This window comes from Sporosarcina sp. G11-34 (genome assembly GCF_026931025.1).
This window is the reverse complement of record NZ_JAHNZW010000008.1, coordinates 144,356-165,956: the sequence shown is the minus strand read 5'-3', so window position 1 is coordinate 165,956 and position 21,601 is coordinate 144,356. Positions and strand designations below refer to the sequence as shown.

At 39.3% G+C, this 21,601-nt stretch carries 22 protein-coding genes and 1 riboswitch; of the genes, 20 read left to right on the top strand and 2 right to left on the bottom strand.

Annotated elements, in window-relative coordinates; all coding sequences use genetic code 11:
• From KSU66_RS13520 to KSU66_RS13510, 3 genes are all read left to right on the top strand, one after another.
• Positions 1 to 1,440, top strand: coding sequence for a spore germination protein (locus tag KSU66_RS13520; RefSeq protein ID WP_269051988.1), 1,440 nt, complete (start codon positions 1 to 3; stop codon positions 1,438 to 1,440).
• 70 nt (positions 1,441 to 1,510) lie between these two features.
• Complete coding sequence (gene lysA / locus KSU66_RS13515) at positions 1,511 to 2,839, top strand: diaminopimelate decarboxylase (protein WP_269051987.1); 1,329 nt, start codon at positions 1,511 to 1,513, stop codon at positions 2,837 to 2,839.
• Between the two features lie 177 nt (positions 2,840 to 3,016).
• Positions 3,017 to 3,382 carry a GNAT family N-acetyltransferase gene (locus tag KSU66_RS13510; protein WP_269051986.1) on the top strand — a complete coding sequence of 122 codons (366 nt, stop codon included), beginning with the start codon at positions 3,017 to 3,019 and terminating at the stop codon, positions 3,380 to 3,382.
• Here KSU66_RS13510 and KSU66_RS13505 read toward each other — a convergent pair.
• A complete protein-coding gene (locus tag KSU66_RS13505; protein ID WP_269051985.1) occupies positions 3,379 to 3,864 on the bottom strand; it encodes a DUF309 domain-containing protein in 486 nt (161 codons plus the stop codon). The two genes, KSU66_RS13510 and KSU66_RS13505, sit on opposite strands and share 4 nt — an antisense overlap.
• A 74-nt stretch (positions 3,865 to 3,938) precedes the next feature.
• Between KSU66_RS13505 and KSU66_RS13500 the strand changes: the two genes are divergently transcribed.
• The 12 genes from KSU66_RS13500 (at position 3,939) to KSU66_RS13445 (ending at position 16,112) form a co-directional block, all read left to right on the top strand.
• Entirely contained in the window at positions 3,939 to 4,706 is a 768-nt protein-coding gene (locus tag KSU66_RS13500) for a segregation/condensation protein A (RefSeq protein ID WP_269051984.1), read from the top strand.
• Positions 4,690 to 5,289: an SMC-Scp complex subunit ScpB gene (gene scpB, locus KSU66_RS13495; protein ID WP_269051983.1), complete on the top strand. Its 600-nt coding sequence runs from the start codon at positions 4,690 to 4,692 to the stop codon at positions 5,287 to 5,289. The genes KSU66_RS13500 and scpB overlap by 17 nt, the downstream gene beginning before the upstream one ends.
• A 14-nt stretch (positions 5,290 to 5,303) precedes the next feature.
• The gene (locus KSU66_RS13490; protein ID WP_269051982.1) at positions 5,304 to 6,302 is read left to right on the top strand and encodes a D-alanyl-D-alanine carboxypeptidase family protein; all 999 of its coding nucleotides are present in this window, start codon (positions 5,304 to 5,306) and stop codon (positions 6,300 to 6,302) included.
• A 165-nt stretch (positions 6,303 to 6,467) separates the two neighbouring features.
• A complete protein-coding gene (locus KSU66_RS13485; RefSeq protein ID WP_269051981.1) occupies positions 6,468 to 7,199 on the top strand; it encodes a pseudouridine synthase in 732 nt (243 codons plus the stop codon).
• 103 nt (positions 7,200 to 7,302) lie between these two features.
• Complete coding sequence (gene resA, locus KSU66_RS13480) at positions 7,303 to 7,860, top strand: thiol-disulfide oxidoreductase ResA (RefSeq protein WP_269051980.1); 558 nt, start codon at positions 7,303 to 7,305, stop codon at positions 7,858 to 7,860.
• Between the two features lie 13 nt (positions 7,861 to 7,873).
• Complete coding sequence (gene resB / locus KSU66_RS13475) at positions 7,874 to 9,526, top strand: cytochrome c biogenesis protein ResB (protein WP_269051979.1); 1,653 nt, start codon at positions 7,874 to 7,876, stop codon at positions 9,524 to 9,526.
• Entirely contained in the window at positions 9,523 to 10,710 is a 1,188-nt protein-coding gene (gene ccsB, locus KSU66_RS13470) for a c-type cytochrome biogenesis protein CcsB (RefSeq protein ID WP_269051978.1), read from the top strand. The genes resB and ccsB overlap by 4 nt, the downstream gene beginning before the upstream one ends.
• Positions 10,711 to 10,870: 160 nt before the next feature.
• Entirely contained in the window at positions 10,871 to 11,590 is a 720-nt protein-coding gene (locus tag KSU66_RS13465; RefSeq protein WP_269051977.1) for a response regulator transcription factor, read from the top strand.
• Complete coding sequence (locus KSU66_RS13460; protein ID WP_269051976.1) at positions 11,583 to 13,361, top strand: ATP-binding protein; 1,779 nt, start codon at positions 11,583 to 11,585, stop codon at positions 13,359 to 13,361. The genes KSU66_RS13465 and KSU66_RS13460 overlap by 8 nt, the downstream gene beginning before the upstream one ends.
• Positions 13,362 to 13,406: 45 nt before the next feature.
• Positions 13,407 to 13,934, top strand: coding sequence for an RNA polymerase sigma factor SigX (sigX, locus tag KSU66_RS13455; protein ID WP_269051975.1), 528 nt, complete (start codon positions 13,407 to 13,409; stop codon positions 13,932 to 13,934).
• Positions 13,935 to 15,158 carry a hypothetical protein gene (locus tag KSU66_RS13450; RefSeq protein ID WP_269051974.1) on the top strand — a complete coding sequence of 408 codons (1,224 nt, stop codon included), beginning with the start codon at positions 13,935 to 13,937 and terminating at the stop codon, positions 15,156 to 15,158. It begins immediately after the preceding gene.
• Between the two features lie 77 nt (positions 15,159 to 15,235).
• Positions 15,236 to 15,367: riboswitch (FMN riboswitch) on the top strand.
• A gap of 160 nt (positions 15,368 to 15,527) precedes the next feature.
• Positions 15,528 to 16,112, top strand: a complete 585-nt coding sequence (locus KSU66_RS13445) for an ECF transporter S component (protein ID WP_329958820.1) — start codon at positions 15,528 to 15,530, stop codon at positions 16,110 to 16,112.
• Positions 16,113 to 16,155: 43 nt separating this feature from the next.
• Here the strand turns inward: KSU66_RS13445 and KSU66_RS13440 are convergent, their stop codons facing one another.
• Entirely contained in the window at positions 16,156 to 16,407 is a 252-nt protein-coding gene (locus KSU66_RS13440; RefSeq protein ID WP_269051973.1) for a ferredoxin, read from the bottom strand.
• A gap of 118 nt (positions 16,408 to 16,525) precedes the next feature.
• Between KSU66_RS13440 and KSU66_RS13435 the strand changes: the two genes are divergently transcribed.
• The 5 genes from KSU66_RS13435 (at position 16,526) to KSU66_RS13415 (ending at position 21,599) form a co-directional block, all read left to right on the top strand.
• Positions 16,526 to 17,587, top strand: a complete 1,062-nt coding sequence (locus KSU66_RS13435; RefSeq protein ID WP_269051972.1) for a helix-turn-helix domain-containing protein — start codon at positions 16,526 to 16,528, stop codon at positions 17,585 to 17,587.
• Positions 17,566 to 19,002, top strand: a complete 1,437-nt coding sequence (locus KSU66_RS13430; protein ID WP_269051971.1) for a RecQ family ATP-dependent DNA helicase — start codon at positions 17,566 to 17,568, stop codon at positions 19,000 to 19,002. The genes KSU66_RS13435 and KSU66_RS13430 overlap by 22 nt, the downstream gene beginning before the upstream one ends.
• Before the next feature lie 79 nt (positions 19,003 to 19,081).
• Positions 19,082 to 19,771 (top strand): LysM peptidoglycan-binding domain-containing protein, encoded by a 690-nt coding sequence (locus tag KSU66_RS13425; RefSeq protein WP_269051970.1) that lies wholly within the window; start codon positions 19,082 to 19,084, stop codon positions 19,769 to 19,771.
• Between the two features lie 108 nt (positions 19,772 to 19,879).
• Positions 19,880 to 20,599, top strand: coding sequence for a metallophosphoesterase (locus KSU66_RS13420; RefSeq protein WP_269051969.1), 720 nt, complete (start codon positions 19,880 to 19,882; stop codon positions 20,597 to 20,599).
• Positions 20,600 to 20,627: 28 nt separating this feature from the next.
• Entirely contained in the window at positions 20,628 to 21,599 is a 972-nt protein-coding gene (locus tag KSU66_RS13415; RefSeq protein WP_269051968.1) for a YpdA family putative bacillithiol disulfide reductase, read from the top strand.
• Positions 21,600 to 21,601: the final 2 nt, after the last annotated feature.

The following is a 21,601-nucleotide window of genomic DNA, read 5'->3' as shown; positions in this document are numbered from 1 at the left end:
ATGCAGAAAATTTTCGGGTCCAAACAAGAGGGCGAAGAGTGGTTTTATTCTCGTTTTAACAAAGACGAAACTTTTGATGCGACGGCAAGAACAATCCATCTTTGGGATATGCCCTCTTTACTCTTATATATTAACGGACTTGTAGACGGCAATGTACTGATGACTTTGTTGACTGAAATGCAAGCTGAGGTAAAAACAGCTGAAGGAAGCGAGGGTGAACGCTTCCTTACGTTTTTTCCTTATCATTCAGTAACGCCTGTAAAAGATGCCGATGAATTGTTAACGTCGATATTAAGTGGTCAAGTTGGATTTGTAACACCGGAGGGTTATGCGTTTACGATCGACGCGCGCTCTTATCCTGGCAGACAACCTCAAGAACCAGACAATGAAAAAGTGATTCGGGGATCAAGAGATGGATTTACAGAAAATCTTATTACAAATACAGCTCTTGTTCGAAGAAGATTGCGTACAGAAAAGTTACGATATGAAATGCATAAGACGACGGTTAATGGGAAAACCGATGTAGTCATCGCATTTATGGAAGGTGCCGCAAGTGAAAAACATCTTTCCTACATAAGGGAAAGGCTAGATGAAATCCATCATGACGGCCTAACGATGACAGATAAGTCACTCGAAGAATTTCTTTTTAAACAAAGATTCCATCCAATGCCATTTGTGCGTTACACAGAACGACCAGATATTTGTGCGGCGCATTTATTGGAAGGACATATTGCGATAATGGTTGACACATCACCTTCTGTTATTTTAGTGCCTACGACATTATTTCATCACCTACAACACGCGGAAGAATACCGGCAAGCACCTTTAATCGGAACTTTTGTAAGGCTTCTTCGTTTTTTTGGTGCGGCATTAAGCCTTTTTCTTTTGCCGTTTTGGTATTTACTCTCCACGCATCAACAGTATTTGCCTGATATGCTAAGTTATATTGGACCAAAAAATATCGGTGAAGTACCACTTCTTCTTCAACTTCTTATAGGCGATATAGGAATTGAAGTACTGCGAATGGCAGCAATCCATACCCCTACACCGATGTCGACCGCGATGGGACTCGTTGCGGCAATTGTAATTGGACAAGTTGCAATCGATGTGGGTCTTTTCACGCCAGAAGTAGTTCTCTATGTTGCGGTAAGTGCAATATTTACTTTTGCGATTCCTTCTTATGAATTGAGCATAACGACAAAAGTTTTTAGAATATCTATTTTATTGGTGACAGGAATTTTTGGGGCCCCCGGATTCTTCTTGTCAATCGCTGTTCTTTTTTACTACTTATGTGCACTAAGGCCAATGGGTACACCGTATTTATGGCCCGCTGTACCTTTTTTTCCTCATGGTTTGTTACGTGTAATCATAAGATTTCCTATGACTTCGGACGAGCCGCGTCCATTCATTACGGATTCGCCAGAAAGGGATCGTGTTTGACAAATTATTGCGTCTCTCCCTCCGTCTGTGATAAAGTTTTAACTAGTCAACATCGGAAGGGGGATGCAGTATGCATCTATATGGTACACAATCAATCAATGAGTTGGGTCATTTGACAATCGGTGATGTCGATACAATTGAGCTTGCACATACGTATGAAACACCACTTATCGTATATGATATCGCGTTATTCCGTGAACGAGCGAATGCATTTAAAGAGACGTTTCGTAAGGCGGGTATCCGAGCACAAGTTGCGTATGCAAGTAAGGCGTTCTCTTCAATTGGGATTTATGAAATTGCTAAAGAACAAGGCTTGTCGCTCGATGTTGTGTCGGGCGGAGAGCTCTTTACCGCTGTTAAGGCAGATTTTCCACGCGAACGAATTCATTTTCATGGGAACAATAAAAGCTATTCAGAGTTAGAATATGCTTTTGAGGAAAAAATCGGTTGCATTGTCATCGATAACTTTTCCGAAATCGCTTTAGTAAAAGAAATTGCAGAGACACGCAAACAAAAAATGAATGTTCTCATGCGAGTGACTCCGGGTATTGAAGCACATACACACGACTATATTACAACGGGTCAAGAAGATTCAAAGTTTGGTTTTGATTTGAAAAATGGCCAGACGGACGAAGCATTCCTTCAGTTGTACGAGCATCCATACGTTAATCTTTTGGGTATGCATTGCCATATTGGATCTCAAATTTTTGAAACGAATGCATTTCGTTTTGCGGCAGAGGCATTGATTGAAAAAATGGTTGCTTGGCGGGACAAGTTCGGATTTGTTTGTGATGTATTAAATTTGGGCGGCGGGTTTGGAATTCGTTATACAGAAGAAGATAAGCCACTCCATCCGTCTGAATACGTTGGCGAAATGGCGAAAGTTGTCTTGTCAATGACGGAAGAAAACAATTATCCGATTCCTGAAATATGGATTGAACCAGGCAGATCGCTCATCGGAGATGCCGGCACAACAGTCTATACGGTCGGTAGCTCCAAAGAAGTACCAGGAATTCGTAGGTACATCGCAGTTGATGGTGGGATGTCCGATAATATTAGACCCGCACTTTACGGCGCAAAATATACGGCAGTTACTGCAAACAGAATGACTGAGACACATTCGGCTAAAGTAACGATTGCTGGGAAATGCTGTGAATCTGGCGATAAACTAATAGAAGAAGCCTATCTTGCGGAACCGGAAGAAGGGGATATCATTGCAACTTTCTGTACAGGTGCCTATGGCTATTCAATGGCAAGTAACTACAACCGTCTGCCAAAACCGGCAGTTGTTTTTGTAGAAAATGGTGCACATAAACTTGTCGTGCGCAGGGAAACGTATGAAGATGTCACTAGACTGGATCTCCCTTTACAAAAAGTGAAACGAGGAGAAACGGTTTGAAAAAGCGTAATGTTACTTTGTTTATCATTTTAGTTCTAGTTACTATCGTATGGGGTGCCGCTTATTGGTATTTTGTCGCACCAGTTATTGACCCAAGATAACGCTTAGTATTGAAAAATCTTACGTATTCGTATAGGATATATGAAGGGTTTTCAGAAAAGAAGGTGTTCAATTATTATGCTTTTACGATATAAGAAAACGTATGAGAAAATTGCGATGGGTTTACTTTCATACATGCCCGGTGAAAAGAATGTAAAGAAATTACAGGAAACGATACACAGATATGAAACAGAATCAAATTGGCAGTTGTTTCTTTTGAAAAAAGACGAAGATTTTATTGGTTTGATTGGTTTGGAAATGGGAGAAGATGCATACACATTGCATCATATATCTATTAATCCATCATTCCGAGGTGAAGGAATCGGTAAGGAAATGGTGTTGAAATTACAAACACTATTCCCTGAAAAAAAGTGCATCAGCACCGAGGATACCGAATCATTTCTAAAAAAATGTGCGCTAAAAGGAGAAGGAGCAGAAGATTAAATTCTGCCCTTCTTTTTTTCTTTGCGTGCGAGAAGAATATCCGTCCGGTCCCGGAGCATATGTTTATGAATAACTGCATCGCTTTCGAAAGGGAGAAGATCCATTGAAAGTTCCATCTTTTTCGTTCGAAGCGCTAGACCTGGTGACGAAACAATAAGAGGAAAAGACTCAAATGATTGACCTGTCTGTAAGCGGTCAATCGTTGCTTCTAAATCGGCACAGAGCCGGCTAATATCCAATCCTTTTGTGAATTCGGGAAAGTCCCTTACTATATGCGTCATTTTGGTCGATGCTTTACGGAGTGTTCGAAGTGCCCCTACAGTATTCCCTCTTCGAAAGTGATATAGTCCCGTTGAGAGTAAAATATAAGCAACGAGTGGATGATTTTTTGTGCTGTTCGGAAGAGATTTCCAATACTCTTCAAGTACTTCGTGGCATTCAAAAAAATCTTCGTTTGTATTAAAATAAACAATAAACTTCATAAATAATGGATTGTGGAGCGGTTGCATGCAATCAGTCCTTTCGAAAGTATAAAACATTAGGTAGGTGAAATTCCTTGTTATATAAAGTGAAACTTGAAGCTTTTGAAGGTCCTCTAGATCTATTATTACATTTAATCAATCGACTTGAAATTGATATCTATGATATTCCGATGAGTGAGCTGACGCAGCAGTACATAGAACACCTACACGCGATGCGTGTGCTGCAACTCGATGAACTCAGTGAGTATCTAGTACTCGCAGCTACATTAATAGAAATTAAAAGTAAAATGCTCCTTCCAGTGCACGAAGGCGAAGAGTTTGGCGATGAGACCGATTTCGACATGGAAGATGACCCACGGGATGAGCTCGTAGCGCGTTTAATTGAATATCGGAAATATAAAGAAGCGGCAATTAGTTTGAAAGAATCCGCCGAGGAACGTTCAGATTATTTTACAAGAACACCGGGGAATTTAGGGCAATTTAGCGAAGTCGTAGCGATAGGTACGGAAGAAAACTTGAACGTATTCGATTTAATAGGAGCATTTCAAAAGATGTTGGATCGAAAGCGATTAAAAGCGCCAACATCTGCAAGTATAATGAAAACAGAGCAATCCGTAGGTGATAAAATGGATGAAATTATGGGCAGACTAGAAAGAAGTGGTGGAAGATGTGATTTCTATTCCCTATTTGATGTCGGTAATACGCCAGAACTTGTGATTACCTTCCTTTCTTTACTTGAACTCATGATGCGGCGAGATGTGATCGTTGAACAGGACGGAAACTTCGACCGACTTACCGTTTCATTTAGGAAGGAGGATGCTGTAAATGGAAATGGAAATTGATGAACGAGTTGTCGGAATGATTGAAAGTTTTTTATTTATCGCTGGCGATGAAGGGCTAACGATTCAACAGTTAACGGTTTTAACCGAAAAAGAAGAATCAGAAGTTGTCAATTCACTTGAAAAACTTCTTTCAAACTACGAGCTTAGAATGGATAGCGGGATTACGGTGAAATTATTCGGTGGTGCTTATCGTCTTGTGACAAAACCGATCTACGCAGATGATATCAAACGATTGCTAGAAAATCCTTCTCCTCAATCGATTACAAAAGCTTCTTTGGAAGTACTAGCAATCGTTGCTTACAAACAGCCCGTAACTCGTGTTGAAATCGATGATTTACGAGGCGTCAAATCGGACGGACCTCTTAATACACTCATTTCTCGGGGCTTTATAATGGAAAAAGGTCGTTCGGATGGAACGGGTCGAGCTATATTGTACGGGACGACCGATTTGTTTCTCGATCGTTTTGGGCTTAGCTCAATTGAGGAACTACCACCACTCATAATTGAAGAAGAAAATGAAGCGGAAGATACGGATCTATTTATGACACAGTTTCAAGAAGCGTTCACAATAGAAAATGATTGAGGAGGAAATCGTTTTTGAAACGGGCACTACTCATTGTTCTATTCATCTCATTATTTCTACTTGTAGGTGCGAAAGACGCATTTGCTAGACAAGCGTGGGCTGTGATTGACGCAAATACTGGAAGGTTATTAATGGGGTCTAATGAACATGTAAGACTACCAATTGCTAGTTTAACGAAAATATGGACTGCATTTACGGTCATTGAAAGTGGTGCACCATTCGGGGAGATTCATATTTCGCCGGAAGCGGCTTCTGCAGAAGGCTCGTCACTTTACTTGCAACAAAATGCAGTTGAAGATGTGGAAGGATTGCTTAACGGACTGATGCTCCGCTCTGGCAATGATGCGGCTTATGCTCTGGCTGAACATGCAGGTGGCTCTTTGGAAGGGTTCGTTGATTTGATGAATGAAAAAGCATTTCTATATAGCTTGAACGATACTGTTTTTACAAACCCATCTGGCTTGCATAACGAAGAGCATTTATCTACAGCATATGATACAGCTCGCATGTTGTATCATGCCATGCAGAATGATACATTTAAAGAAATTGCGACAACCAAAAATTATGTATACGAAAAAGGCGAAACGACATATAATTGGAGTAATAAGCACCGGCTTCTTCATTCTGAACCGACAGCAATTGCCGGGAAGACGGGTTTTACGAAAGTTGCCGGGCGTACACTTGCCACCTTTTTTGAAAAAGACGATAAAAAGATTATTGTAGTGACATTGAATGATGGAAATGACTGGAATACACATAAAAGTCTTGCCAACGAAGTGTTTTCTTCATACAAACTTGTAACGGTTGCAAAAAGTGGTACGTACGATATACTCCCTGGAATTGAAGGGGAACTCCAGTCGCCTATTCAACTTCTTCTGAAAAAAGGTGAAAAAAAGGAGCTTTCTCATATTGTGCATATCCCACGTGGAACGGACACCCGAAGTACGGGAACGTGGACAGTGTCATTTGGTAATGAGGTACTTATAACCTCACCCATTTCAATTAGGAAATAAAACCAAATGGTGAGACAGAGGCGTTAATAAGTTTCAAGCAGATAGCTATGAAATGAATCAAATTATGTCTAATTCAAGAAGACTGCGGCGATACAGGACAGTCTTCTTTTAATTTGACGTAAAGTGTGACATAATTTTTTACAGAATACAGGACGGAGTGACGAAATGGAAAGATTACAAAAAGTGATAGCACAAGCAGGGATTGCTTCTCGAAGAAAATCAGAGGTTTTGATTGCAGAAGGTAAAGTGAAAGTGAACGGGGTCGTTGTTACCGAGCTAGGTACGAAAGTTTCCGGTTCAGATAGAGTTGAAGTTGAAGGAGTTCAAATATCGAAAGAAGAAAATGTCTATTACCTTCTTTATAAGCCAAGAGGTATTATCTCAACGGCCCATGATGAAAAAGGAAGAAAGACAGTTCTTGATTTAATACCACATGTTGAAGAACGAATTTTTCCAGTAGGAAGACTAGACTATGATACGTCGGGCGTCATTATTATGACGAATGATGGAGACTTTTCATATTTAATGACGCATCCGAAATTTGAAATTCGGAAAAAGTACGTTGCGAAAGTAAAAGGGATTCCAATGCGTGAAGACCTTAAAAAACTAGAGCATGGAATTATGTTAGAAGATGGAAGAACAGCACCTGCACAATTGAAGATGCGAACTGTGGATAAGAAAACAAACACGGCACTTATTGAAATTACGATTCACGAAGGTAAAAATCGTCAAGTGCGTCGTATGTTTGATGCGATTGGTTGCCCCGTCGATAAACTAAGAAGAGAATCATTTGCAATATTGACAACACACGGTTTAAATGCGGGAGAATTTAGAGAACTGACAAAACACGAAGTAAAGCAGTTACGTGTACTTGCTGAAACGGGTAAAATCGGTTAAAAACCTCCAAATCGTTCACAGACCTTTCAATTATGCGTCGTATGCATGCAAATCCTTTTGTTATAATTGAGATTGGATTATGGGATGTTAGGAGGTAAGAAATATGTCCAAAGTAAATGACAAGGCAAAATTGATGGCTACTAAAAAAAGAAACCGTCTAATTATAAGAACAATCGTTTTGCTTCTTCTTGTCTCTGCAGTTATATATACACTTATACCAAAAGAAAAATCAAAAGTATTAGCGGTTGGTGATATGGCCCCTGATTTTGAACTTGTTGACCTCGAAGGGAACAAGCAACGTCTTTCAGATTATCGCGGCGAAGGGGTTTTCCTGAATTTCTGGGGAACTTGGTGCCCTCCTTGTAAAAAAGAAATGCCTTATATTGAAAAACTGCATAATGAGTTTGCAGATAAAGGTGTAAAAGTACTATCAATTAACATAAAAGAATCGGATCTGAAAGTTAAAACATTTAGGGACCAATATGGGTTAACATTCCCAATCACAATAGATAAAGATGAAAGTGTAAAGGAAGCTTATAAGTTTATACCGCTACCCACTACATACATCATTAATAAAGACGGTAAAATCGAACAAATCATATCACGGGAGATGACCGAAGATGAAATACGGTCTTATATGGAAAGCATTCAACCCGAGTAAGGAGTACAATTAGATGAGCAAAATCAAATGCCAGTGCGGCCATGAAAATCCATTCGGCACAGTGCTTTGTGAGCAATGTGGTAGACCACAAACAGAAGAAGCTAAAAAAAGCGATGTTGTCGACATGCGTTATGAAGGTTCGGCACGAAGATCACAAACATATAAACGAACAATTATCGATAAAATATGGAACTTCTTCTCAAGCGTTAAAATCGGAATAAGTATTATTATTGCTGTTCTTACTACATCGGCGATCGGGACGCTCTTTCCACAAAAACTATATGTACCCTTTACGACGGATGCAGATATTGCGGATTACTACGAAAGATTATACGGTTTTGCGGGCGTTCTTTATTACAAGCTTGGTTTTTACGATATGTATAGCAGTTGGTGGTTTAAAACACTTATTGGAATGCTCGGTATTTCAATTATCATCGCAAGCGTTGATAGAGTGATTCCGCTTTACAAATCACTGAAACAACAACGTACAAAACGCCATGCATCTTTCATGAAACGTCAACGAGTTTACGGAATAGGAACAGTTGAAAATCCGGATGACTCGCTTGTGAAAGCTGAAGAGAAGTTGAAAGAACTTAAATATAATGTCAAAATGGAAAATGGGGCTATTCTTGCCGAGAAAAACCGGTTTTCTAGATGGGGTCCATACGTCAACCACACAGGCTTAATTATTTTCCTTTTTGGAATTTTACTACGTGGAATTCCAGGTTTTTATGTGGACGAAACGATGTGGCTTCGCGAAGGAGAAACTCGTGCAATTCCGGGTGCTCCGGGCTATTTTATAGAAAACAAGGAATTTATTCTTGAAAACTATACAAAAGAAGAAGCAGACGAAGTATTCGGGAAAGCACTTGACCGAGTGGGCGTTATTGCGAAAAACTACCAGACAGACGTCGCTTTATACAAAAAAGACGAAAATGATTTGCCAGGACAAGATAGAATGATTCATGAAAAAGATTATTCAATTATTGTAAACAAACCATTAAAATTCGATGGGTATAATGTTTTCCAAATGGATTATCGGTTAGATGAATTAAAATCAATGACTTTCCAACTTACCGAAAAGGCAACGGAAAAGTCACTTGGTGAATTCACTGTAGATCTTATTAATCCAGAAAAGTCCTATGTGCTTGGAAACGAAACAATCGTCGAATTGAAAGATTATTATGCGGATTATGATGGAATTGAAAACGGTGAACCTAAATCGAAATCACCAATCCCGAATAACCCTGCATTTATTTTCAAAATGATTACGCCAGCTAAACCAGACGGTGAAATGAGTTTCGTAGCGATACGTCAAACGCTAGAAACCGAAGAAAATGACTATAAGGTGAACTTCCTTAGCGCAGAAACTCGTGATATTTCGGGCTTAACAATTCGTAAAGATAAGACGTTATATATTTTACTTGTTGGTGGAATTATATTCATGATTGGTGTGTCAATGGGTTCTTATTGGAATCACCGGAGAATATGGATTCAAAAAGGCGAAGACGATGAAGTTTTACTTGCAGGGCATACGAATAAAAACTGGTTCTCATTGAAAAAAGAAATCAATCAAGTGAAAGACTACGCAAACTTGCCAGCGTATGAAGATCGGCAAGATACAGAGTCTAATTCGGATGAGAAGGAAGTGGACAAAACAGAATGACACAACTTGCATCGTTAAGCTCGAATTTACTATTTGTTTCATTTGTTGCATACCTTGTCGCAACGCTATTTTTTGGCGGAGCGGTAAAGGGTGCAAAATCTGAAGCGTCGTATAAAAACAACAAGTGGGGAAAAATGGGGATCATTATCACGACAATAGGATTCCTTACGCATCTTGGCTACTTTGCAACTCGGTGGATGGCGTCGGGACATGCTCCATTAAGTAATATGTTTGAATTTACGACGGCATTTGCAATGATGCTTGTAGGAGCGTTCATTTTACTGTTTTATTTATACAGAACGCCTTCACTTGGATTATTTGCATTGCCAATTGCAATTATTATTATTGGATATGCAAGCATGTTTCCTACGGAAATCACGCCACTTATTCCAGCACTTAAAAGTTACTGGTTGTGGGTTCATGTGAGCACGGCGGCACTTGGTGAGGCTATCCTTGCAATTAGTGCGGTTGCGGGACTTGTATTATTACTGAAAAACGTTGACCTGACAAAGAAATCAAAAGAACGCTTTTGGTTGGAGTCGGTTATGTTTACGCTAGTTTTGGTCGTTGGTTTCATTCTGTCATCTTCAGCATTTGCGCTAACGGGGTACGAAGCTGAATTTACTTTCGTTGACAAAAACGAACAAACAGCAAAAATGGTTTATAATTACCCACCGTTATTTGGTATGAATGAGTACGTTGCAGTTACGCCGGATAAAATGACACCTCTTTTTGAAATGCCAGCAATCATTAATGCGAAAACATTAACTACATTTGTTTGGTCAGTTGCAACAGGAATTGTACTTTATCTGCTCATGCGTCTTATTGTACGTCGGCCGATAGCAACATTATTCCAACCGTTTGCTAAAAAGGCAAATACACAATTAATGGACGAAATTGGGTACCGTTCAGTTCTTATCGGTTTCCCGGTCTTCACACTTGGTGCGCTCATCTTCGCAATGATTTGGGCACATGAAGCATGGTCCAGGTTCTGGGGCTGGGATCCAAAGGAAGTATGGGCCCTTATTACATGGCTTTTTTATGCAGCATTCCTTCATTTACGTCTATCACGTGGATGGGAAGGCAAAAAATCAGCTTGGCTTGCGGTAATTGGATTTATCATCATCATGTTCAATCTAATCGCAGTTAACTTGATTATTGCAGGGCTGCATTCATACGCATAAGAAAAGCGTAAGTACCTTTGCCAGCTAGCTTAGTGACAAACTTAAGACAATAACCTAAGACTGCACGGATGTTATCCAACTCCGTGCAGTCTTTTTATTTCAATTTTGTAGGTCCGATTGTACAATGGGTATAGGAACAAGTAGAAAGGGGAAATTTAGAATGGAAGAAAAAGTGACATTACTCGTTGTGGATGACGAAGATAGAATTCGCCGTCTGTTAAATATGTACTTAACACGTGAAGGATATGAGGTCGAAGAAGCTGTGGATGGTGCGGAAGCACTTGAGAAAGCGCTTGCGTATAATTATGATTGTATTTTACTGGATCAAATGATGCCGGAAAAAGATGGTCTTGAAGTGTTAGAAGCACTAAGAGAGCAAAAAAAGATGACGCCGGTTATTATGTTGACCGCAAAAGGGGAAGAATCGGACCGCATTACGGGCTTGGAGTCGGGTGCAGACGATTACATAGTCAAACCGTTTAGTCCTCGTGAAGTTGTTTTACGTGTGAAAGCAATTTTACGAAGATCTGTCGTATTCCCTGGAGCTAATGCATCATCACCGTCAAAAGACTTAGTCGTGTTCCAACAACTTACGATTGACCACGATGCGCATCGTGTAACAGCGGAAGGACAAGAAGTAAACTTAACACCGAAAGAATACGAATTACTATACTTTCTTGCTAAATCACCGGACAAAGTATTTGATAGGGAACAGTTGTTAAAAGAAGTATGGCATTACGAATTTTTTGGAGATCTTCGGACAGTCGATACACATGTCAAACGACTACGTGAAAAACTAAACCGTGTTTCCGAACGTGCAGCAAAAATGATCGTTACAGTTTGGGGTGTCGGATACAAATTCGAGGCTCATAATGAATAGGATATGGAATTCAATCGTCGGGAAGCTATGGGCAACCATATTGCTTCTCGTTACTTTTGTGTTGTTTATTGTAACTGTTTTTTTATTGGAATTTTTGGATAACTTCCACACAGAACAAGCGGAAGATTCACTTGAAAGAGAAGCATTCACGATTTCAAAAATTGTCTGGCAATATGATGGTCAACATTCAATGTCCCCTATCATTCAAGACATTCTTGATGATGAGACGAACGCACTTATAGTAAATGAAGCCGGTGAGATTACCCATAGTTTTCATAATGGATTACATAAAGAAGAAATTCAGAAGAAAGTACTTTCAGAGCCCGCATTTCAATCTATATCTTCTTCAGGCAAACCGATATTCAAAGAAATGATTTTGCCATCAATTACTGACAAAGATGTAATGGGGAAATATATGGTTCTTGCAGAGCCATTTGAAGGAGACACAGGAATAAAAGGAACTGTTTATATTTACCAAAGTCTTGATTCGATCCATCGGACGACTAATCGAACAACATCCATTGTATTTTTATCTGCATTTATAGCATTCATACTAACGACGATTTTTGCATTTTTCTTATCCACTCGAATCACTTCTCCATTAAGGGAAATGCGCCTCGCTGCTTTCGAGTTATCAAAAGGGAATTTCGATACGAAGTTACCAGCTTTACAAAACGATGAAATCGGGCAACTGGCGACTGCATTTAATCAGATGGGAAGACAACTCAAATATCATGTCGAGTTAATAAGTCAGGAAAAAGAGCAACTTTCAAGTATTCTAACATCTATGACGGATGCGGTTATCACTTTCAACCGAGATTACACAATTTTGCTAAGCAATCCGCAAGCAGAAAAACTACTTCAAAATTGGTATTTTAAAAATGATGCAAAAGAACAAACGATACCACCGGAGTTGTATCATATGTTAGATCATGTCTTGACATTTTCAGAGGAAGTTGAAGATGAACTTGAAATCAGCGGTCAATTTTACAATATCTCAATTAGCCCATTGTATAGCGGCAGTAGTATTCGAGGTGCCGTAGCCGTACTACGTGATATGACAGCACAGCATCAGCTTGATAAGCTGAGGTCCGATTTCATAGCTAACGTGTCACATGAACTGCGCACGCCAATTTCGATGCTGCAAGGGTATAGTGAAGCGATTATTGATGGTGTACCGTCAAACGACGAAGAACGTAATGAAATGGTGCAAATTATTCATGATGAATCGAAAAGAATGAGTCGACTTGTCACAGATTTGCTCGACCTAGCTCGAATGGAATCCGGACATATGAGGCTTTATAAAGATTCGTTATCGATGATTCCATTTCTTGAACGGGTCGTCACTAAATTCACGCAAACGGCTAGGGATTCGGATGTTTCGTTATCTTTCGACTTTAAAAAAGATGATGAAATCTTTTTAAATGCGGATGAAGATCGATTGGAACAAGTATTTACAAATCTAATTGATAATGCGATACGCCATACACCCGAATCAGGTTCTGTAACTCTACGTATCGAAAAGTATATAGATACGTGTGAAATCATTGTTTCTGATACGGGTTCCGGTATTCCAGAAGGTGATTTACCGTTTATTTTTGAAAGGTTTTATAAAGCCGATAAAGCGCGAACAAGAGGTAAAGGCGGAACGGGTCTTGGACTAGCGATTGCTAAAAATATTATCGATTCGCATGACGGAATGATTTCTGCCGAAAGAGGGGTTGAAGGGGGAACAATCTTCAAATGTACGCTACCTCTTGAAAAAGTGTAACTGTTTGAAGAGAGACACGACTAATACAATGAACGGGGGGATTTCATGGACGACTCCGTTTTCCACCGGCTTTATGAGCAGTACCACCAAGATGTGTTTAAGTTCCTTATTTACTTGACTAGGAACCGAGATCACGCCGAGGATCTCTCGCATGAAGTGTATGTGAGGGTACTAAGAGCATATGCTGGTTTTGAAGGGAAGAGTTCTGAAAAGACATGGCTTTTTTCAATAGCGAAAAACGTCGCAATCGATCATTTCAGAAAAAGTTCAGTTCGAAAAAAGCATCTTTACGATAAATTCGATTGGGAAAAAAGTGAACTCGTGTCTACGGGAATTTTGCCCGATGAAATGGCAATTATGAGCGAAGAAATGAGAGAGTTGTTGAAAGAACTCGATATGTGTACGGGTGATCAGAAAATGGTCATCGTCATGCGTTACTTCCATGACTTATCTATTGCTGAAACCGCTGAAGTGCTTGACTGGACAGAAGGAAAAGTCAAAACAACACAGCATAGGGCCATTAAATCTTTACAGAAAAAAATGAATGCTCTTCCGGCAGAAGGGAGAAACTAGATGCCCAATAATAACTGGGATAATCAAAAGATTGAAGAACTACTGAAACAAGCGCCGACTATTCAAGATCATCGCCCCAAGTCAGAAGTATTGGCGAAACTTAAACAAGATGAGCGCTTTCGAAAATTGAATCGTAAAAAAGTCGCTTCTAAATGGATTCCGGCATTTGTTGCTGTTGCGGCACTCCTTCTGCTAAGTGTGCTTCTTCCGTCAATGCTGCGTGGGAACGAGGCGAAAATGGATCGGGCAAGTGAGGATAGTGATCTAACAATTACGCGAAACGTCGAAGTCGGGGATTCTTCCAAGGCTGCAAACGAGAATGGTACCGCGATTTCGGATGTTTACGAGGAAAGCGCAAAGGAGTCCTCTTTAGTTTTAGCAAGTAAAAATAATGCTAGCCACATACTTCTTCCGGGTCACCTCGATAGGATGCGGGCATTCCGCATAGGTCTGACTACGGATGCGAATGTTATACCTGTTACATTTCTTATTTCGGAACAACAGATTATTGCAGATTTTCCTGAAGGGGAACCGAGTACTGTTGAACTATACAATATGTATGCGACAGAAATTCCAGAGGAAGAGCTTGGGTTTGATGATTATCATCCGTATAAAGGTAAGTTGACGTTGAAAGACAGTATAATTAGTCATATAGTCCCTGAAGGTCATAACTACGATTTATCCCCTGCTGCATTGGGCGTATACGAAAAGTCAGTCGATGAAACGTTTATTGATTATGACAAGTTTAAAACAGTCGATGACAATGGAGAACTTGTGAATTTTGGTTATGTTGGATTGATGGAAGTGAAAGAGTTATATAAAGGAAAAAGACCTTTACCATATTATAAGTATGTCATGCCTTCGGGGGAAACGTATCTTACACCGGATGGCGGTACTTATTTTGCCACTGTTGAAGAAGCGCTCGTCGCTATGAAGAAAGCGCCAAACGACATGGTTGAAGTGCTTGTCCCCGAACAAACGAATTATGAAGTCCGTGTTGCCGATGGAGTTGCCATCGTCAGCTTTAAAGAAATATTGGATTTATCGCAAATGAATCCAACAGATGCATTGGCAATGATTGAAGGGTTTATGTTGACAGCCCAAAACTACCATATGGTTACGAAGCTCGAAAACGTTCAACAATCGGAGTTTGGCAATTATAATTTAACAGCTAATTTACCAGAACCAGTAGCTGTCAATCCGTATTATTTAACCGGAAATTGAAGTTGAAAGTGTTTTGTAAACAATCAAGTTTACAAAACACTTTTTTTATTATATGATGGGTTCGTAACATAATATTGATTCATCTTCGGGGCAGGGTGTAATTCCCGACCGGCGGTAATGGAAATTGATTTTCCGAGCCCGCGAGCTGCAAGGCTGATTCTGGTGTGATTCCGGAGCCGACAGTAAAGTCTGGATGGGAGAAGGTGAAGGTGCGGTCTTCTATTTGTGTTGTCCACAAAGAGGATGCTTATTTAAGTGTACCTTTCCAACTCCTTAGAGCTTTTTAGCTTTGGGGAGTTTTTTGTCGACATATATAGAGTGGCTAGCCTTTCCTCTTTTGAAGTGAATCGCAAAAGGAGAGAGGAACAATTGAAAAATATTAAATTAAGAAAAATGCTTGTCATCGCAATGCTAGGAAGTATGGCAACAATCTTAATGCAATTCAATTTCCCGTTACCAGCTATACCAGGATTCCTGAAATTTGATTTTGGTGAAATACCTGCAGTATTGGCTATTTTAACGATGGGACCCGTTGCTGGAATTACCGTTGAGGTTATTAAAAACGTCTTGCATTGGTTCTTCACAGGAAGTCCGACAGGCGTTCCGGTAGGAGAAATTGCGAACTTAGTAACTGGAATTTTATTTATTTTACCAATCTACTTTATTTTCAATAAATACCGTAGTAATAAAGGTCTTGCTAGCGGACTAATCGTTGGAACGCTATCTATGGCTATCGGTATGAGCTTCTTGAATTATGTCGTATTCTTACCAATGTACACATATTTCTTGAATATGCCAGCTACAACTGGTGACGCGCTCTATACAATGATTATTTTAGGAATCTTACCATTCAATCTTATAAAAGGTATTATTATTATGGTAATTTCATTACTCCTTTACAATAGTATGAAACAGTGGATTGCTAAACAACGTTCTGAATTAATGGCCAAATAAAAAAGATCGTTTCCGGGATTTCTCGGAAACGATCTTTTTCTATTTAGTCTTCATATTTTAGTGCGTCGCCGTCGAACGGGGCGTCTGCAACTTTTATGGAATCAGTTGGACAACCATCGAATGCGTCCTCCAAGTCTTCTGACAGTTCTTCTGGAACTTGGGCAGTACCCATGTTATCATCTAGGATAACGAAAGCGATTCCGTCATCGTCATAATCGTAAATGTCAGGCGCCGCGGCCCCACAAGCACCACATGCAATGCACGTATCCTGATCAACGATTGTATATTTAGGCATGGTTAAGTCTCTCCTCTTCTTTACGTACAACACAATTTGTCTTCGATATCATTCTAAAGATGTTTCCAAAAGTTTTCAACATAAAAACACTTTTTTTAGAACGGGGGAATGCAAACAAGTGAAACTCTCATCAATACTATTGTCAATTATCAGCAGAATGGACGGGGAACGTACTATTTATGCTGGATTACACTTGTTACGTGGAAAGCGTTCGGGACAAACTTTGTCAGACGTGGAATACTATAACTTGAAAGCTTTCTTTGGGATATTGCCCAAACTAAAAATCGAATTATACGACGAAGCAGCTGGAGTATTGATAAATTCCGGTTATTTGTCAATTACAGAACATTCACTTGTAGTGTTGACAGAAAAAGGACGGTCCTTTGCAACGACTCTACCGACATATTATTTTAATGGGTGGGATTACAGAGGAAATGAAATGATTTTTTACGCTAGATTGTCATTATTTGTGCAGACGATCTCCAATTTTAGACTAGGCGAAAAGTCATTTATGCCTATTGAAAAAGATTATGAAATCCAAACATTTGTAAAATCACTTGTTCACGGGCAACCTATTCATGAGCCTTCTTTTTCTCTTCAATTCATGAAAGAACTTTCCCGTTGTATTGAAAAGAGTAAAATGACAGATATACAAAAAACAATTTTAACCCATCGGTTAGTAGGCGGTGGGTTAACAGGCTGGACATGGAATCAGTTAGCTGACAGTTTGAAACTTAGTATGGACTCTATCCGCCTATTATTTGTAGAAAGCATTCATAGGTTACTTGTTGCAATTGAAACGTCAACTGATGCGCCATTTTTGCGAAAAATGACTAAAGATATCAAAGTTTCATCTTACTTAACTTTATCAGCTATGCAAACAAAAAATATGTTTGACAACGGACTGTCCATGAATGACATAGCGACACTACGAAAGTTGAAAATGAGCACAATTGAAGATCATTTTGTCGAGCTATCTATAAATGACGCGGCATTTCCATTAGATAAATTTGTGTCGGGAAATGATATACAAAATGTGTTAAAAAAAGCAGATGAGTTGGCAACAAAAAGATTGCGTCTATTGAAAGATGAGTTTGAACATCTCACCTATTTTCAATTGCGTCTTATTTTAGGTGCACAGTCGAAAGGAGAAGCAACGTGGATATCCATAAAATCTTAAAAGACAGATTTGGTTTTGAACATTTTAGGCCGGGTCAAGAAGGCGTCATTCGGGATGTTATTACTGGAAACGATACGATTGCTATTTTACCGACTGGATTGGGGAAGTCGCTCTGTTATCAATTGCCGGCTTATGCTTCGAGTGGGACTGTTTTGATCATTTCGCCGCTTGTTTCATTAATGGAGGACCAAGTTGCAAATATGAAAAGAAACGGTGAAAAGTATGTTATTGCCTTAAATTCATTTCTTTCATTTAAAGAAAAAAATCGAGTTTTGGAGGACCTGGCAATATATAAGTTCATTTTTATTTCACCTGAAATGTTGTTACAGCCGATGACTTCTAATAAATTAAAATACATTCAACTGTCACTAATCGTTATAGATGAAGCCCATTGTATTTCGCAATGGGGCTTCGATTTCAGACCAGATTATTTACGCATAGGTGAATTTTTAGAGCAACCTAATCGTCCGAATGTACTCGCGCTTACAGCTACCGCAGACGAAAAAGTAGTTAAGGATATCGTTCGCTATTTAAATTTAAAAAGCCCATCGATTCATAGGCATTCATTGGACCGACCCAATATTACATTTTCTATTATGAAGATGGAGTCGCAAAACGCGAAAACCGCTTGGATTAAAGAACGAATTCAAGGAACAATTGGGCCCGGAATCATTTATGTTTCTTCAAGAAAACGTGCGGATGAACTGACTTCCTACTTATTGGATGAAGGCGTATTAGTCGCTTCTTATCATGCAGGAATGGAACCGACTGACCGCGCATTTATACAGGAACAATTTATAAATGGTGAAATTCAATGGATATGTGCAACTAATGCTTTTGGAATGGGCATACATAAAAACGATATAAGACAAATCATTCATGAGCATTTTTCTTCTACGATTGCTGGATATATTCAAGAAGTGGGTAGAGCAGGGAGGGACGGGGAGCAATCGGCAGCCACATTGCTTTACGCACCTGATGATGAAAGAAAAACTCGATTTATCATTCAAGAGGATATGCCGCACGAAGAAGAAGTTAGAACGTATACTGCTCTTATAGCGAATAAAACAGCAAGTGAAGAAGCGGCTACAATGGCAGGGCTTAGTGAAACTGGAAAACGAGTTCTTGATTATTACTTGGAGCGAATGCAATTGGAAAGTACTGTGCATCGACTAAAAGAGATTGCAAATGAGAAAGAAAAACAATTGCAACAGATGCTTCACATTATCCATTCGGATAGATGTATTAGAAAAAATATTATGTCTTATTTTGATGAGGAACTAATAGATCGACCAAATGCTTGCTGCTCGGCTTGCGGGTTTTCCCTCCCTAATTGGATAGTAGATACTAAAATGAAAAGTTATAACAGACAACCCGAAAAATGGTTGGATAGACTTATAGGCCTTCTAGGCTAAGAAGTGTGTTGTCATTTACTTTTGCGACAAAATTCGTCATAATGAATAGAAAGGTAACATGCGATAGGAGAATCATATAATGAGAAAAGATGATTATCGAGTTAAATTTGAAGAGCATAGACAAGAAATAAGTTTAGAAGACGGTAGTAGTCTACCTTCTCGTGCTGAATTGCACCGAAATGTGCGTAAACCGAAAAAGAAATCTAGTAATGTTATCATTAATGTCATACTTGCACTTTTTACACTGATTCCAGTGGGTATATTGATTTATGTCCTTTCGGATTTTTATATTCCAGATAACAATACATCGGCAAACGTAGGAACTCCAAATACGAGCTATGAGATGAATAAAAATATATCTGCGGGTAAGTCTAATGACCCGGCCGTTGGAGTTATTTCAGATGAAAAGGAAACAAAGAAAGAAGAACCGAAGAAACCAGTGGTCCCGGTAGAAGTACCTGTCGAGAAGCCAGTGGAAAAACCGGTAGAAATACCTGTCGAGAAGCCTGTGGAAAAACTGGTAGAAATACCTGTTGAGAAGCCGGTAGAAAAACCTGTCGAGAAGCCAGTAGAAAAACCGGTTGAGAAGCCGGTAGAAAAACCAGTGGAGAAACCCGTAGCAAAAACGCATATTGTTGCTGCCAATGAGACTTTGTATCGGATTTCGATAAATTATTATAAATCAGATGCGGGAGTTGCGAAGATAAAACAAGCGAATGGGCTATCATCGAATAATATTTCGGTAGGGCAAAAGCTAATTATTCCTTAATACGAAGTAGTTAAATTTAGACAAAGGTTTGTCACTTTGTCTTTTTTTGAAGGGCGGCGCATGATTACGATTAGTATTCTTATGTATTCCTTATTTTCATTACTACTAATGTTTGTTGCTTACATGTTCGTAAGTGCCAAAGGAAGGAATATAGTACATCATAAAATGAATCTAGAAAATGATAAGGAATCCACCTCGTTGCTAAAACTATTTTTTATTTCTGATATTCATCGCAGAAAAATTGATGAAAAGCTCATAATGAAAATAAATACCGATATTGATGCCGTTATTATCGGTGGGGATCTAGCTGAAAGAGGCGTGCCTTTATCCCGGGTATCACAAAATATACAAATGCTAGCTTCCTTAGGCCCAGTCTATTTTATTTGGGGGAATAATGACCGTGAAGCCGGTGAAAAAGAAATCAGAGCAATTATTGCTGAGTATGATGGTAAAATTCTTGATAATGAAAGTGTTTTTGTTGAAGGGCACCCCAAATGGGGAATCTTAGGAGTAGATGATCCTTCTAGCAGAAACGCGGATGTTCCAAAAACACTTAGTGAAGTTGAAAAGTATGAAAAAACAATACTCGTGACACACACACCTTCACTCTTTCGTAAAGTGGAACCTGTTTTCCAACCGGATCTTATGCTTGCAGGTCATACACATGGTGGGCAAATTAGAATAGGTAAATTTGGGTTGTTTGAAAAAGGTTCATGCAAAATGGACGGTAACCGAGCGCAATTAGTTAGTAATGGATACGGTACATCGACTTTACCTTTAAGACTAGGAGCTAGACCAGAGTGTCATATTATTGAGATTATGTATTAGCAATTTATTTTAAAGGAGAGGTCGAGTTTTGGGGAAAGATGTCATTGTTATTGGTGGAGGCCCTTGTGGTCTTTCAGCTGCAATTGAATTGCAAAATAAAGGGCTAGATGTCCTTGTCATCGAAAAAGGAAATATCGTCAACTCAATTTATAATTATCCGACACACCAAACATTTTTCAGTACGAGTTTAAAACTTTCTATTGGAGATATTCCATTTATAACTGCGAAAGACCGACCGGTTAGAAATGATGCGCTTGTATATTATAGAGAAGTTGTAAAGCTGAAAAATATACAAGTAAATAATTTTGAAAAAGTAGAAAGCGTTCGTAAAGTAGATCATGTTTTTACAATTGTGACGGACAAAAGTGAATACAAAGCAAATCAAGTTGTCGTGGCAACAGGTTATTATGATAATCCGAACATGATGGATATTCCGGGGGAAGATTTACCGAATGTATTTCACTATTTCAAAGAAGCACATTCATACTTTCAGAAAAAGGTCGTTGTTATTGGTGGGAAAAACTCTGCCATCGATGCGGCACTTGAGTTGGAGCGGGCTGGGGCATTCGTGACGTGCGTGTACCGTGGTTCGGATTACTCGCAAAGTGTAAAGCCTTGGATTTTACCGGGGTTTGAAAGTTTAGTTCGTGCGGGTGATATCGATATGCACTTTAACGCGAATGTAGTTAAAATAACCGACTCCACCGTTACGATTGCTAAAGAAGGAGAAGCGTTCGACATTCCTAATGACTACGTGTTTGCTATGGTGGGATATCATCCGGATCATTCATTTTTAAAAGAAATGGGTATTCGAATTGATGAAGAAAATGGGCGTCCGGTATTTAATGAGGATACGATGGAGACGAACATTGAAGGACTCTATATCGCAGGCGTTATCGCGGCAGGGAACGATGCAAATAAAATATTTATTGAAAATGGTAAGTTCCATGGCAGCATGATTGCAGAAGCAATCGATTCAAAAAAAAAGGTTAGTGTATGAAC

What these genes read in the sequence shown, in the direction of transcription:
- KSU66_RS13520 (WP_269051988.1), top strand. Translation starts at nt 1, where the DNA reads ATGCAGAAAATTTTCGGGTCCAAACAAGAGGGCGAAGAGTGGTTTTAT.
- lysA (WP_269051987.1), top strand. Translation starts at nt 1,511, where the DNA reads ATGCATCTATATGGTACACAATCAATCAATGAGTTGGGTCATTTGACA.
- KSU66_RS13510 (WP_269051986.1), top strand. Translation starts at nt 3,017, where the DNA reads ATGCTTTTACGATATAAGAAAACGTATGAGAAAATTGCGATGGGTTTA.
- KSU66_RS13505 (WP_269051985.1), bottom strand. Translation starts at nt 3,864, where the DNA reads ATGAAGTTTATTGTTTATTTTAATACAAACGAAGATTTTTTTGAATGC.
- scpB (WP_269051983.1), top strand. Translation starts at nt 4,690, where the DNA reads ATGGAAATGGAAATTGATGAACGAGTTGTCGGAATGATTGAAAGTTTT.
- KSU66_RS13485 (WP_269051981.1), top strand. Translation starts at nt 6,468, where the DNA reads ATGGAAAGATTACAAAAAGTGATAGCACAAGCAGGGATTGCTTCTCGA.
- resA (WP_269051980.1), top strand. Translation starts at nt 7,303, where the DNA reads ATGTCCAAAGTAAATGACAAGGCAAAATTGATGGCTACTAAAAAAAGA.
- resB (WP_269051979.1), top strand. Translation starts at nt 7,874, where the DNA reads ATGAGCAAAATCAAATGCCAGTGCGGCCATGAAAATCCATTCGGCACA.
- ccsB (WP_269051978.1), top strand. Translation starts at nt 9,523, where the DNA reads ATGACACAACTTGCATCGTTAAGCTCGAATTTACTATTTGTTTCATTT.
- KSU66_RS13465 (WP_269051977.1), top strand. Translation starts at nt 10,871, where the DNA reads ATGGAAGAAAAAGTGACATTACTCGTTGTGGATGACGAAGATAGAATT.
- KSU66_RS13460 (WP_269051976.1), top strand. Translation starts at nt 11,583, where the DNA reads ATGAATAGGATATGGAATTCAATCGTCGGGAAGCTATGGGCAACCATA.
- sigX (WP_269051975.1), top strand. Translation starts at nt 13,407, where the DNA reads ATGGACGACTCCGTTTTCCACCGGCTTTATGAGCAGTACCACCAAGAT.
- KSU66_RS13450 (WP_269051974.1), top strand. Translation starts at nt 13,935, where the DNA reads ATGCCCAATAATAACTGGGATAATCAAAAGATTGAAGAACTACTGAAA.
- KSU66_RS13440 (WP_269051973.1), bottom strand. Translation starts at nt 16,407, where the DNA reads ATGCCTAAATATACAATCGTTGATCAGGATACGTGCATTGCATGTGGT.
- KSU66_RS13425 (WP_269051970.1), top strand. Translation starts at nt 19,082, where the DNA reads ATGAGAAAAGATGATTATCGAGTTAAATTTGAAGAGCATAGACAAGAA.
- KSU66_RS13420 (WP_269051969.1), top strand. Translation starts at nt 19,880, where the DNA reads ATGTTTGTTGCTTACATGTTCGTAAGTGCCAAAGGAAGGAATATAGTA.